The organism is Bacillus cereus group sp. BfR-BA-01383 (genome assembly GCF_022663495.1).
GTDB lineage: Bacteria > Bacillota > Bacilli > Bacillales > Bacillaceae_G > Bacillus_A > Bacillus_A cereus_AU.
In genome coordinates this window covers 1-13,045 of the sequence record NZ_JAKUFP010000021.1, presented here as the reverse complement: position 1 = coordinate 13,045, position 13,045 = coordinate 1, and the positions used below count along the sequence as shown (strand labels likewise).

Sequence of the window (13,045 nt, the reverse complement as noted above, 5' to 3'; positions counted from 1 at the left end):
CTCCCCTCGTTATTAGTTACGTAATGGCTTTCCTTTTACTAACATGTGCTGCATTCTTGCTTGTGATTTCATCTCACTTACTAAGCTAATAAATGCTTCACGTTCTACATCTAATAAATACTGCTCATCAACTTCTGTTCCGTATGGCACTTTTCCGCCCGCAATGACATATGCAAGTTTCTTCGCAATGTGAAGATCGTGCTCTGAAATGTAACCAGATAAATGCATCGCTTCTGCACCAAGTGCAAGAGTTGCATATCCTGTTTCACCAACAACCGGTATCTTTTTACGGATCGGCGCTTTATAGCCAGCTTCATATAAAGCAAGTGCTTTCTGCTTCGCATCGTATAGTAAGTGATCACCATTCACACTAATACCGTCTTTATCGCCTAAGAAGTTGTTCGATACAGCTTCTTGTGCTGATGTAGAAACTTTCGCCATCGCTACGGATTCAAATACTTTATTCGCAACTTTTTGTAAGTCGAATTCTACGCCGTTTGCCATTTTATTTAAGTGTTTAATGTATAGCTCTTTGTTACCGCCTCCACCAGGGATTAAGCCAACACCAACTTCTACTAAGCCCATATACGTTTCGCTAGATGCTTGAATGCTAGCAGCTGGTAAGCATACTTCTGTACCTCCGCCAAGCGTCATACCATAAGGCGCTGCTACAACTGGTTTCGAAGAGTACTTAATTTTCGTCATTGCATCTTGGAAGTTTTTCACAACCCACTCAATTTCAAAGTAGTTGTCGTCTTGTGCTTCCATTAAGATCATTGCAAGGTTTGCACCAACGCAGAAATTCTTCGATTGGTTACCGATAACAAGACCTTTATAATTTTTCTCTACTTCATCAACAGCGTAGTTAATCATTTGCGTAATATCCATACCGATTGCATTGCTCTTCGAATGGAATTCTAAGCAAAGGATGCCATCGCCTAAATCAATTAAGCTCGCTCCGCTATTTTTCTTTAATACGCCATTTTTCTCTTTTAATTGCTTAAGAGAAATTACTTTTTTGTTACGTTCAATTAGCTTATATTCACCATTATCGTAATAGTAGCTATCGCCATTATCATGTTTATAGAAAGTGGCAAAACCTTTCTCTACCATTTCTTTCACCCAAGTAGGAACGACTACGCCGTTTTCTTCCATCTTTTGAACGGACTTTTCAACGCCGATTGCATCCCAAATTTCAAATGGTCCTTGCTCCCATCCGAAGCCCCATTTCATCGCTTGGTCAATTGCAACGATATCGTCAGCAATTTCTTTATGAAGCTTTGCAGAGTATAAAAGAGTTGGTGTGATAATGTTCCATAACAACTCTCCTGCGCGATCCTTTGCGTATACAAGCGCTTTCAATTTATTTGCTAATCCTTTTTCTTGCTTACTTAACTCTACGGATGCAGCTTTTAATTTTTTGCGCGCTTCATATTCCATCGTTTCAGGATTTAACTCTAAAATTTCTTTTCCTTGTTTTAAGAAGAAACCTTGACCTGTTTTACTTCCAAGCCATTTTTTCTCAAGCATGTCGTGCATGAACGCTGGTACTTTAAATACATCACGCTCTTCTTCTTGTACGTTTTCATATACGTTATTTGCAACGTGTACGAATGTATCTAAACCGACAACATCTAATGTACGGAACGTTGCGCTCTTCGGACGACCAATTAATGGACCCGTTACAGAATCAACTTCCCCAATGCTATAGCCGCGTTTTATCATCTCTTGAAGAGTTACAAGTAAACCGTACGTACCAATGCGGTTTCCAATAAAGTTTGGTGTGTCTTTTGCGATAACAACGCCTTTTCCAAGAACGTCTTCGCCAAATAGTTTCATGAAGCTTAATACTTGTGGATCTGTTTCTTTCGTCGGTATTACCTCTAGAAGTTTTAAATATCGTGGTGGGTTAAAAAAGTGTGTGCCTAAGAAGTGTTTCTGGAAGTCGTCTGAACGACCTTCTGCCATTTTCTCAACTGAAATGCCTGATGTATTTGAGCTCACAATTGAGCCTGGTTTACGAACAACATCTATTTTTTCAAATAGTTTCTTCTTTATATCTAAGTTTTCAACTACTACTTCAATAATCCAATCTACATCAGCAAGACGCTCAAGATCATCTTCTAAGTTACCTGCTTCAATCAGTGCTAGATTACCTTTCACTGTCAGAGGAGCTGGTTTTTGCTTTAATAGTTTTTGCAAAGCCGTATTACTAAAACGATTTCTCACACTTTTATGTTCTAATGTAAGTCCCTTCGCTTCTTCTTCTTTCGTAAGCGCCGGTGGTACAATATCAAGCAATAATGTCGGAATACCAATATTAGCTAAGTGTGCCGCAATTCCTGAACCCATTACACCTGAACCTAGAACAGCAGCCTTTTTAATTTGGAACATCCATTTCTCCCCCTATTCTTGAATGAATGCTCATTCAATTTTTCGACATAAGTCGCAATCAATGAGTGAGCCTCTACTAATAAATATATGATAACGTTTGAATTTTCGCAATATATTTATTGATAAAATTTTCTGAAATAAATATATTTCTTTCATTTGGCTATGCTATACATGTGTATTTTCTTCACTACAATGCACTTTTCCTTTTTATAATCTGACGAAATTGGAGGAATATATATGGCAAAACTTAAGAAGAACCCCTCAAAAGCTGGAATTAGTGCAGCAAGCGTAACTGGAAACGCAGGTCCGCATAATCACGGTGTGGAAAAAGGCCGTCAAGGCAATAACCAACAATATAAAAAGCATAATATGGGCGAAAAATAACGCTATATTTTTGGGCAGAGAACGTGGCATAATGATTAATGGCTGCTTTTTCTGCCCAATTTATTTGTACATATGGAAAACAAAAGAGGGAACGATGATGAAAAGAACAATAGTTATGATTGTAATGATTGCTACACTATTTACAGGGATGGTTTTCTTCTCTTATGCACAAAGACAACAAACCGTAAGAGCGGATCAACCTACTATTACAGGGCAATACGGCATTACAATCGATGCAGACACAGGTGAGATTTTGTATGGGAAACGTGAAGACGAACGCTCTTATCCGGCTAGTATAGCCAAAATGATGACAACTCTTCTCTTACTAGAGAATGTAAAAGAAGATGAAGAAATTACAATTACAGAAAACGCGATTAAAACAGAAAGTCAAAGTGCGAAAATTAAGCTCCACGCGGGTGAAAAATTAAAGCGTAATGAGGCATTAAAACTTATGCTTATTATTAGTGCAGACCCAGTTGCCGAGTCAATTGCAGAACATATCGCAGGATCAAAAAATGAGTTTGTGAAAATGATGAATGCCAGAGCGAAGGAACTCGGTACGAAACATGCAACTTTCAAAAATGCAAGCGGTGCTGATGCAATCGGAAATAAAGTATCACCATATGACATTGCTATTATTACGAAAGAAGCATTAAAGTACCCGATTGTTTTAGAATATATGAATTCAACACGTACAACTCTACATACTTCAGAACGCTCTCCAAAAATCGCAAACTATGGACGAGAAGAACTATATAACGATCCATATGCGATTGGAAGTAAAAGCGGTCTATCAACACTCGGAAAATATACGGTCGTAACAGTCGATGAAAAAGACGGTAAACGCGTCATTAACGTCGTATTATCATCTACTCGTACACAGCTATATCCTGATACGAAGAAAATGGCACATTACGCATTTCAGCAATTAAAATAACCAAGGAGTATAGTCTCCTTGGTTATTTTTTGATCATACCTTTTAATACGAACGCAACGTTTGCTGGACGCTCTGCTAGACGACGCATGAAATAGCCATACCAGTCGTTTCCATAAGGCACATACACACGCATTTTGTAGCCTTCTTTTACTAGCTCAAGTTGACGCTCTGTACGAATACCAAATAACATTTGGAATTCAAATTGATCCCTAGGAATGTTGTGTTCTTCGGCAAGTTTTTTCGTATATTCAATAATCGCTTCGTCATGTGAAGCAATTGCAGTATAATTTCCATTTAATAAGTGCATTTTAATAATTTTTTTATAATTGTCATCTACATCTTTCTTTTCCGGGAACGCCACTTCTTCAGGTTCTTTATAAGCCCCTTTTACAAGACGTAAATTAGGGTTATAAGCGTTTAAGTCCTCAATATCTTTTTCTGTACGGTATAGGTAAGCTTGAATAACAGTACCAATATTATCGTATTCAGATTTTAATTGTTTAAAGATATCAATTGTTTTTCCGCAACGTGTATAGTCTTCCATATCAATTGTAACAAACACACCATTTTCTTTTGCAGCTTCTAAAATACGGCGCATATTGTTCATTACGATTTCATCAGAGATATCTAATCCCATAGAAGTCATTTTTAAAGAAAGCTGCGAATCAAGACCTTCTCTTCCAATTGCACGGATCGCTTCAATCGATTGGGAAGCCATTTCATTTGCTTCTGCTTCATTATCAACGAATTCACCTAAATAATCGATCGTTACACAAAGACCTTGCTTGTTTAATTGTTGAATTGCAGCTGTCGCTAATTCAATCGTCTCCCCTGCGACAAAACGACCTGCACCAAAGCGCAAACCGTACTTTTTAGCCAGTTTTGTTAGCGCTTTATTTTTTGACAAGAAAAGAAACGAATTTCGCATTAATTGTTCCATGTAATTCACCCCTATGACTGTACTTTATCTGTTTTTTACCCCTCTTCAAAATTATATCATTCTTTAAAATTATTTGATACAAATAATTATTTAGATAATTTATAAAATACTATAAAAATATTTAAAACCTTATATTCTCGCTTGTAAATATGAAGAAAATATTTTTCGACATTTAGAAAAAACGGGTTTACTAGGCCCAAAATAGGCATGCCGAAAATATTCGACATGCCTATAAAACCCTTTATATTCCATGTAAATTATATAAGGATATTAATGAAGAAAACTTGAGGTAACATTCACCTTTGGGTTTTCTTACTGCTCATTTCGCTTCTCTTCATTCAGCTTTTTAATATCCGTAATTAACTGTACCATCTCTTCTTTCGCATCCGGATACGTCTCATTCCAATGCTTCACTAAAGCTGGCATCGTCTTAGCGATATAAGAATACAGTGCCCATTTCTGCACCTGCTCTTTTCGCTCTTCACTACTTTCTCCCAGTAATAGCTCCGTGTATTTCTCTAGCAATCCGTCAAATTGCTCGTTAAATTTTTCATTCATTTTATTTCCCTCCCATATGAAAAAAGCAGCGAAGATCGCTGCTTTTTCTTATAATTTTGATCGAACAGAGTTTAATTTCTTCTCCATTGTGCTTACTTTATCACGACGATCATCAATACGAATTGTTGTCGCAACGCGCTGTGCACCTTTCGTATATGGAACTTCATGCATTTGTTGAATTACTTCTAGAATGACAGGAAGATCTCCTTCAATAACTGTATTCATCGGTGTTAATTGATACTTCACGCGATCTGCATTTTTCTCTAGCACCTTTTGTACTTCTGCTACATATTCACTAACACTTGGATTACCTGTTCCTACTGGAATAATCGATACGTCAACAATTGCCATAGTAACTTGCCTCCTATAAATCGCTTCTTAATATATCCATTGTCTATTTTACCAAAATCTTTATCATTTTAATAATATGTTATCCCTCTACTTTAAACTGCTCAACTAATCTTTCTAAGTCCCTCATATTCTCTGTCAAACTTTCCATCGTATGAGCTACCTTTTCTAGATGATTCACTTGGGATTCAGTTGCAGCATTTACCTCTTCAGAAACAGCTGCACTTTCTTGACTTGTACCAGCAATGGTGTTCATTACCTCTGTAATTTCTCCTTGCTCGTGGCCTATATTATTTACCTCTTCTACAATTTTTTCAACTGAAGTACTAATAGTATTTACAACTGACATAATTGTACGGAATTCAGCCTCTGCCTCTGTCGTCACTTTATTTTGTATATCAGCAATATCTTTCAATTTGCTCACGACTTCTACAACTCGTGTTACTTCTAATTGTACATCGCTAATCATTGTTGCAATCTCACCGGTTGCCTCTTTCGATTGTTCAGCTAATTTTCGAACTTCGTCAGCAACAACCGTAAATCCCTTACCTTGCTCACCCGCACGCGCTGCTTCAATCGACGCATTTAAAGCTAGTAAATTCGTTTGATCCGAAATACCTTTTATAAGCTCTACAACATTTTGAATTGACCCGACTCTTTGCTCTAACCTACCAGATGCTTCCTCTGTATGAACAACGATAGAGGATGAGTCTTCTCTTGTGCGAACTAGATTCTGCATCGTATTTAATCCTTGTTTAGATGCTACTTCCGCTTTGCCGGCCACTCCTTTTATTTCCCCAACAGATCTATCCATTTGCTCTACTGACTGCGCCATGTTCTCGAGCTGCGCTGAAACTTCATCTACACTATTAGCAAGAGTAGAAGCTCCTCCGCTCACATCATCCATTGCCCCTGAAACTTCTCTACTAGCCGCTACCGTTTCATTCGTTAAATAATGTAGATTATTCGTTGATTGTTGCACTGTTGATACACTATTTTTAATTTTACTTACCATTTCATTCATTTGCTCAACCATATGATTAAAATGCTTCGTCAGCTCTCCAACTTCATCTTTACTTGTAACTTTCATTTGCAGCGTTAGATCACCTTCTGCTACTTTTTGAACGTGATTCGTTAATAATTGTAATGGTCTTGCTAATCTTCTTGAGAATAAGTATGAAGCTACTATTCCAATTAATAAACTTATACATGCCATTATAATAACTGTAGTTCTTGTTTCTACGAGTAAGTTATCAATTGACTCTTTCGGATATACAATCCCAATTTTCCATTTCATCTTATCAAACACTTGACTATAGGCTACTACATCTTTCCCATCCAATGTCGTCACCACAAATTCCGTTTCATCTTTATTTAAACTTTTTACAAGTGGTTCTTTTGAAACATCTTTTCCTACTTTCTCTGGATATACAATGGCAATATTTTTATCATTTACAATAAACATTTCTCCGCCATTATTATATTGAATATTATGGAGTAGCTTTTGAATCGTTCCTAGTGATACATCCATCGCTACAACCCCTAACACTGAACCATCTTGTCCGACAATGGCTTTTGAAACTCCAATACTTAACTTACCTGTCGCGATTTCATATTGTGGTTGTCCCCAAATAATCGATTTTGTATCTGCTTCTGATGTTTTATACCATGGACGACTTGTTGGATCATATCCTTCTGGTACTTTGCCTCCGTCAGCAAGGTTTGCACTTAACGTTTTTTTATCTTTCGTCCCAATGTATACATCTAAAATATCAGGATGATTCTTTTTAAATCTTGAAAATTCTTTTAAAATAAAACTCCCCTCTTCTGGAGTAACTCCATCTTGTAACATGTTTTGAATATCATCATGACTCCCATAATGCCCCATGTCTTCTTCAATTCGCTGCATAAATGCAGTTAACTGCTCTGTTACAAGATCCATCGTATTTTGAGAATACTGATCGAGGGAACGCGTTTCCTTCTCCTTCTGTAGCTGATACACAGCTGTACCTAGTATGACAAACATCATAGAAATAAGTACCGAAAATACTACTGCAATTTTTAAACGTAAACTTCTCAACATCTTCCCCAAAGCATCACCTTCTCGTTGTATTGTAATCATATTAATCACTATATTAAGTATAATAGATACAATTAAAAAATTGAAATTAATTCTCATCTCAATCTGATTAGAAAAGCTACTACCACTTGTGCAAAAACAAATAGTTCATTATCCTTAAACTATATAATCACATTCGTTCGGAGGGAACTATGTTACAAAAATTCGGTTTCTCACAATATGAAAGCCAAGCTTATGAAGTTGTCGCATCAAGTAATGAACCGTTAGATGCCACAACAATTGTGAAACACTCTGGTGTTCCAAAAGCAAAAATATATGAAGTGCTGGCACGCCTCATCGATAAAGGAATGGTAATGGATTCTGTTTCAGAAAAGAAAAAGTTATATACAGCGTTACCACTAAAGCTAGCAATTGAAAAATTAACGACAGAATTCCAATCAAATATTAAAGAACTGGAAACGAATATATCAAAAAAATCATTTACTGATGATCGTGTGTGGAGCTTAAAGATGCAATCTTCTATTAAAGTACAAAGTAAAGAACTTATAGAAGGTGCTACAAAATCCATCCGAATTTCAGCTTGGAATGACACTCTTTTAGAATATCTTCCTTTACTAGAACAAAAAGCAAAACAAGGTGTCCAAATCGAGTCCCTCATAGTTGGAAAAGTAGAAACAGAGTTAGAAAACATGCATTTTCTAATCCCAACCGAAGAACCTAACGCATTAGAGCGCTACTTGCTACTCATTGTTGACGACCGAGAAATTTTATTTGCTGGTGTAGAGCAAGAATCATGGCAAGCAATGAAAACAATGTCACAACCTTTCGTAAAGTTCTTTACAGAATTTTTCTATCACGACGTTGCACTTGCAAAGATTACCCAGAAACACCATGATCTCTTTATGGAAGATGAGGAAATTAAGAGTTTGTTGATGAAGTTGAGGTACTAACACATTCCAAAAGGAATTCCGCATACAAAAGGAGCTGTACCAAAAGGAGTTTTATATACTCTTTTGGTACAGCTCTTTTTTTTATGCTTTCGCTAATTCAACTTTATGTAGTTTGTTTTTCGGATGGTTTTGATTTGTAAATACAGAACGGTCATTCTTCAATACAATTACTTCAAAGAATGGCTTAAATCGTTCCTCTGAAATATCAAAAGCTTGTAAAAACTTACCGAACATTACTTGTTCTTCACGTTCAGCCTCTCCATCAGAAAGAGATGAATCGATTAAGTTAACAAGAATACACATTTTCTGTGCATCTGTAAGAGAAGGTGCTGCTTCTTGTAAAAATGTATCTAAACTGTTTTTACGAATATACTTAATAGCCTTCTCAAGTAGGTCATCGTTATTTCCACCTACATAAATCGTGCCGCCTTTATTCTTACCACCTAAAACAGATAATAATTGTCCTAATTCTTCATTATCATATTCTCCATCTGCACCCATCATATAAAGTAAAGATGTAGCAAATGCAAAGTGTGGTTCCATCCCATTTTCTGTACGAGTTTTGTCACCTTTAAACATATCAAATAAACCCATTTGTAACCCTCCTAGCTAAAAATACAATCTTCCTAAATATAACAGAAGGAGCCACAAAATAATGTGTACGTTTTGTAAAGTTTACACTCAAATAAATCGGCTATATTAAGGCTTTTTTTGTTCCTTTATCTCCATCAACAGCTCAATAATTTTCTCATTTTGCTCTACTTGTTTCTCTGAATTTTGATAGATGAAGCGAACCCATCTAAAAACAAAAACAACTACAAATAATGGAAGTACTGTGAATATAAAACCAATAATTGAATAATCCATATACTATCACCTCGCTATATACACCCTTCTCCATTTCTCTACTAAAACCTGCAATTTTTTACAAATAAAAAAGAACCTATCAAACGATAGATTCTTCTTTCGCAAACTGATTCGAGCGTCCTCTCGTAATTGAGAAAATCGCACAAAGCAGTGCTAATATAATAAAGCCACCGCCTACCCAAGCGTTATATATAACAGATGATTTTTCAATAACAACTCCGCCTACTGTTGAACCGAGCGCAATTCCTAAGTGAAGCGCAGAGTTATTTAAACTTTGCTGAATACCAGCTGATTCTGGTGCAATTTCAATTAAATAGTTTTGCTGTGCTGGTGAAATAGCCCAGCTAAGCATACTCCAAAGTCCCATCATAATAATGAAGAGCGGGAATGAGAATGTCATCATTGGTAAAATAAAGATTGCACAAGCAAATACGATAATGATGGAAATAATACTTTTCTTCGATCCCCATTTATCAGCAAGCCAGCCTCCAAAGCCGCCTCCAATTACCGCTGCGATTCCGAAAATAAAGTAAAACACACTAATCCAATTCGCTTCAACATGCATGACATCTTTTAAAAACGGTGTTAAATATGCATATAGTGTTAAATGACCTGTTAAAAATAAGAATGATGTTAACTGTGCACTTACAATTTTCTTATCTTTTAACGTAGCGATTTGTTCTCTTATTGATAATACCGATGTCGCTGGTACTTTCGTTAAGAACAATGAAATACAAGCGATCGCAATAACAGTTAAAACCGAAATTAATACAAATGGCGCACGCCATCCGTATGCATTTCCGAGTACAAGACCAAGTGGTACTCCAAGTACGAGCGATCCACTAATCCCCATAAAAATGATTCCAATTGCACGCGCACGAAAATGTGGCTCTACTACACTAGATGCAAGTGTTACAGATAGTGCAATAATAAGCGATCCACTCGCCGCACAAATAACCCTTGAGAACATTAACATTCCGTAATTCACACTAAATGCTGAAATGATATTTCCGATTAAGAAAATTAATAATGCCCCAATATATAATGTTTTTCTTTCCACTTTCCCTGTTACTGCTAATAAAACTGGACCTGACAAAGCAAATACTACTGAAAATATTGTTATAAGCTGACCAGCTGCACTAATAGATACTCCTAAGTCATTGGCAACTAAATCGAGCGTTCCTCCTATAATTAGCTCAACCGTTCCGACTACAAAAGCCGCGATAGCTAAAATATACACACGAAAATTCAAGTCTTTCCCCACACTTTCCTTTTTGGTTACTACGACTATAGTAACCAAAAAGGAAAGTGGAAGCAAGTACAATTTTTTTACAGCAAAAAAGGTAGACGTATTATACGCCTACCCTTCCATCATTCAGTTTCTTTCTTCCTATTTAAATACCAATACACTGGAAGCCCAGTGAATACAATTCCAATTGATAAGAAACAACTTACCGGATCGTTAATAATCGCACTACCAATTACAAAGAACGAACCTAAAATCGCAACGATTGGTACAATTGGGAATAACGGTACACTATATGCACGCTCTTTATTCTTATTACGTTTTCTTAAAATGAAGACACCAATAAACGTCATTACATAGAAAATATAAATAATGAATACGGAAATCTCAGATAGCTTATTCGGATCACTAATAAGCATTAAAATAATTCCTAAAATGATTTCAACAGTAATCGCATTTGCTGGTGTTTTAAATCTCGAATTTTCTTTTGCAATAAACTTAGCAAATGGAAGCTGTCCACGCTCTGCCATTGACATTGGAATACGTGGGAACGTTAAAATCTTTCCGTTTAAACAACCGAAAATAGAAATAATAATACCAATACTAATAATTTTCCCGCCATATTCTCCAAGTAACATGCCCGCAGCTGTCGCTGTTGCATTTTCTCCAAGGTCTACAATTTTCGCTGCTGGCAATACATTTAATAACGCTAAGTTAATTAATACGTAAGCAGCCGTTACAATTAAAATCCCAACTGTCATTGCTTTCGGTAATAACTTTGTCGGATTCTTCATCTCTCCGCCAATCGAAGCAAGTAAAATCCAGCCGTCATAAGCAAATAACGTTGCTAATATTGCCATCCCGATACTTTGATTTTCTGATATCGGTACAACTACGTTAAAGATATCACTATTCCCTTTCCAAAAACCTAACACAACAATTAAAACGATCGGAATCATCTTCCCAACCGTTGTAACCGTTTGGACGATACCTCCATACTTTGTTCCCATACTATTTACAACGCCTAGGAACACAACTGTTCCAATTGCGATTGGTAAATTCCATACTTTATCTAAAGAGAAAAAATTGATCATTAAAGAACTAAAATACAAACCTAATGTTCCAATAATAGCTGGTCCATAAACAATTGTTTGCATCCAGCCTGATAAATACCCCCAAAAACTTCCATAAATCTCCTCTAAATACGTATACAACCCACCATTTTTCGGGATTTGCGCTCCAATTTCAGCTACTGTTAAACCACTTGCTAACGTCAACAGACCACCAATTACCCAAGCAAGAATAGCCATATTAGAACTCCCCGAGTAATCTAATACGCTCCCTGGTTTCATAAACACACCAGATCCAATGATAGTTCCTACTACGATAGAAAGTGCTACTGTTAAACCAATTTTGTTCTTCTCATCATGATGCATGCTGCGTATCCTCCTTCCAATCCTAGTGTGATGCAAAAATGAAATAAAAAAACACTCCTCCCTAAAAAAGGGACGAGTGTTGTATTCGTGGTTCCACCCTTGTTTCAATTCGTAAAGTTGCACACTTCACCAATTTCTCAAGTCTAAATAACGGTTTTTGCCGGCAAGCAATTACTAGGTATCCGTTCACTGCTGCAGTTCAGAGGTGGTAATCCATTTTTCCGTATTAGGAAGCTCACAGCCAAAGGCTTCCCTCTCTGAGAATCGTAAAAAATTGATCATGTCCTCATCATCACTTCTTGATGTCGAATTTTGTAGTTATTGTTCATTATATTGAATTGTTAGAAAAAATCAATATATTTTTTTATATAACATAAGAAATTTTTCTCTTCTTATATTATAACAGAAGCTACAACATTTCTCTAATTCCCTCATCTCTTCGGAGCAATATGGTTGTAAAAAAATTATATCCACGATTTCCGAAATATACCGATTTACCAACCGAAAACGACAATAATAAAAGGAGGCTGTTTCAAAGACAGCCCCCTCGCATATGTACCTTTCAGTTGCCCTTACGAAAGATACATAACTCCATTATTTATCTTCTTTTTTCATAAAAAATTTATGATGCGGAAAATCCACATTTAATTCCTCTAATTGTTTCTTTTCATTTTCTAAAATTGCTTTCGCTTTTTCTTTTGTCGCTTCATCTAACCCCTCAAACATGTCTTCATGCTTCTCTTTCCCTGGAAGTTTCACACCTAGTTTTGTTAATTCTTCTTTCGCTTGCTCACGTGTTAATTTACCGGACTTTTCTTGCTCAAAGATTGATTTCGCTTTTTCTTTTGCCTGATCATCTAATCCCGCAAACATTTCCTTGTGTTTACCCTTTTCTGGGAACTTCA

General features: G+C 36.4%; 12 protein-coding genes, 1 pseudogene and 1 other annotated feature. Of the genes and pseudogenes, 3 read left to right on the top strand and 10 right to left on the bottom strand.

Annotation, left to right across the window (positions count from 1 at the left end):
* Positions 1–12: 12 nt before the first annotated feature.
* Entirely contained in the window at positions 13–2,394 is a 2,382-nt protein-coding gene (locus MR065_RS18070) for a 3-hydroxyacyl-CoA dehydrogenase/enoyl-CoA hydratase family protein (protein WP_242214613.1), read from the bottom strand.
* A 237-nt stretch (positions 2,395–2,631) separates the two neighbouring features.
* Here MR065_RS18070 and MR065_RS18065 point away from each other — a divergent pair, with 237 nt between their 5' ends.
* The gene (locus MR065_RS18065; protein WP_001096344.1) at positions 2,632–2,778 is read left to right on the top strand and encodes a YuzL family protein; all 147 of its coding nucleotides are present in this window, start codon (positions 2,632–2,634) and stop codon (positions 2,776–2,778) included.
* 97 nt (positions 2,779–2,875) lie between these two features.
* Positions 2,876–3,715, top strand: coding sequence for a D-alanyl-D-alanine carboxypeptidase family protein (locus tag MR065_RS18060; protein ID WP_242214612.1), 840 nt, complete (start codon positions 2,876–2,878; stop codon positions 3,713–3,715).
* Between the two features lie 22 nt (positions 3,716–3,737).
* Here MR065_RS18060 and MR065_RS18055 read toward each other — a convergent pair whose 3' ends face one another.
* The 4 genes from MR065_RS18055 to MR065_RS27915 form a co-directional block, all read right to left on the bottom strand.
* Positions 3,738–4,655 (bottom strand): proline dehydrogenase family protein, encoded by a 918-nt coding sequence (locus MR065_RS18055; protein WP_000436786.1) that lies wholly within the window; start codon positions 4,653–4,655, stop codon positions 3,738–3,740.
* Positions 4,656–4,967: 312 nt separating this feature from the next.
* Positions 4,968–5,213 (bottom strand): YusU family protein, encoded by a 246-nt coding sequence (locus MR065_RS18050; RefSeq protein WP_097904233.1) that lies wholly within the window; start codon positions 5,211–5,213, stop codon positions 4,968–4,970.
* Between the two features lie 48 nt (positions 5,214–5,261).
* Positions 5,262–5,564, bottom strand: coding sequence for an MTH1187 family thiamine-binding protein (locus tag MR065_RS18045; RefSeq protein WP_001018862.1), 303 nt, complete (start codon positions 5,562–5,564; stop codon positions 5,262–5,264).
* Between the two features lie 79 nt (positions 5,565–5,643).
* Positions 5,644–7,644 (bottom strand): methyl-accepting chemotaxis protein, encoded by a 2,001-nt coding sequence (locus MR065_RS27915; RefSeq protein ID WP_242214660.1) that lies wholly within the window; start codon positions 7,642–7,644, stop codon positions 5,644–5,646.
* A 188-nt stretch (positions 7,645–7,832) separates the two neighbouring features.
* Here MR065_RS27915 and MR065_RS18035 point away from each other — a divergent pair, with 188 nt between their 5' ends.
* Complete coding sequence (locus tag MR065_RS18035; RefSeq protein ID WP_242214611.1) at positions 7,833–8,591, top strand: TrmB family transcriptional regulator; 759 nt, start codon at positions 7,833–7,835, stop codon at positions 8,589–8,591.
* Positions 8,592–8,672: 81 nt separating this feature from the next.
* On the opposite strand, the gene MR065_RS18030 is transcribed toward MR065_RS18035, so the two are convergent.
* The 5 genes and pseudogenes from MR065_RS18030 to MR065_RS18010 all read right to left on the bottom strand — a co-directional run.
* Positions 8,673–9,185: a tellurite resistance TerB family protein gene (locus MR065_RS18030; RefSeq protein ID WP_242214610.1), complete on the bottom strand. Its 513-nt coding sequence runs from the start codon at positions 9,183–9,185 to the stop codon at positions 8,673–8,675.
* A 105-nt stretch (positions 9,186–9,290) separates the two neighbouring features.
* Positions 9,291–9,458 (bottom strand): hypothetical protein, encoded by a 168-nt coding sequence (locus tag MR065_RS18025; protein WP_242214609.1) that lies wholly within the window; start codon positions 9,456–9,458, stop codon positions 9,291–9,293.
* Between the two features lie 79 nt (positions 9,459–9,537).
* Positions 9,538–10,722, bottom strand: coding sequence for an MFS transporter (locus MR065_RS18020; RefSeq protein WP_242214608.1), 1,185 nt, complete (start codon positions 10,720–10,722; stop codon positions 9,538–9,540).
* A gap of 107 nt (positions 10,723–10,829) precedes the next feature.
* Entirely contained in the window at positions 10,830–12,140 is a 1,311-nt protein-coding gene (locus MR065_RS18015) for an APC family permease (RefSeq protein WP_097904229.1), read from the bottom strand.
* A 65-nt stretch (positions 12,141–12,205) separates the two neighbouring features.
* Positions 12,206–12,442: a binding site (T-box leader), on the bottom strand.
* Positions 12,443–12,734: 292 nt separating this feature from the next.
* Positions 12,735–13,045: pseudogene (locus tag MR065_RS18010) on the bottom strand (hypothetical protein); the annotation flags it as partial.

Coding starts and splice junctions, on each gene's coding strand:
- MR065_RS27915 (WP_242214660.1), bottom strand. CDS start 7,644: ATGTTGAGAAGTTTACGTTTAAAAATTGCAGTAGTATTTTCGGTACTT.
- MR065_RS18070 (WP_242214613.1), bottom strand. CDS start 2,394: ATGTTCCAAATTAAAAAGGCTGCTGTTCTAGGTTCAGGTGTAATGGGT.
- MR065_RS18065 (WP_001096344.1), top strand. CDS start 2,632: ATGGCAAAACTTAAGAAGAACCCCTCAAAAGCTGGAATTAGTGCAGCA.
- MR065_RS18025 (WP_242214609.1), bottom strand. CDS start 9,458: ATGGATTATTCAATTATTGGTTTTATATTCACAGTACTTCCATTATTT.
- MR065_RS18015 (WP_097904229.1), bottom strand. CDS start 12,140: ATGCATCATGATGAGAAGAACAAAATTGGTTTAACAGTAGCACTTTCT.
- MR065_RS18045 (WP_001018862.1), bottom strand. CDS start 5,564: ATGGCAATTGTTGACGTATCGATTATTCCAGTAGGAACAGGTAATCCA.
- MR065_RS18030 (WP_242214610.1), bottom strand. CDS start 9,185: ATGGGTTTATTTGATATGTTTAAAGGTGACAAAACTCGTACAGAAAAT.
- MR065_RS18060 (WP_242214612.1), top strand. CDS start 2,876: ATGAAAAGAACAATAGTTATGATTGTAATGATTGCTACACTATTTACA.
- MR065_RS18050 (WP_097904233.1), bottom strand. CDS start 5,213: ATGAATGAAAAATTTAACGAGCAATTTGACGGATTGCTAGAGAAATAC.
- MR065_RS18055 (WP_000436786.1), bottom strand. CDS start 4,655: ATGGAACAATTAATGCGAAATTCGTTTCTTTTCTTGTCAAAAAATAAA.
- MR065_RS18035 (WP_242214611.1), top strand. CDS start 7,833: ATGTTACAAAAATTCGGTTTCTCACAATATGAAAGCCAAGCTTATGAA.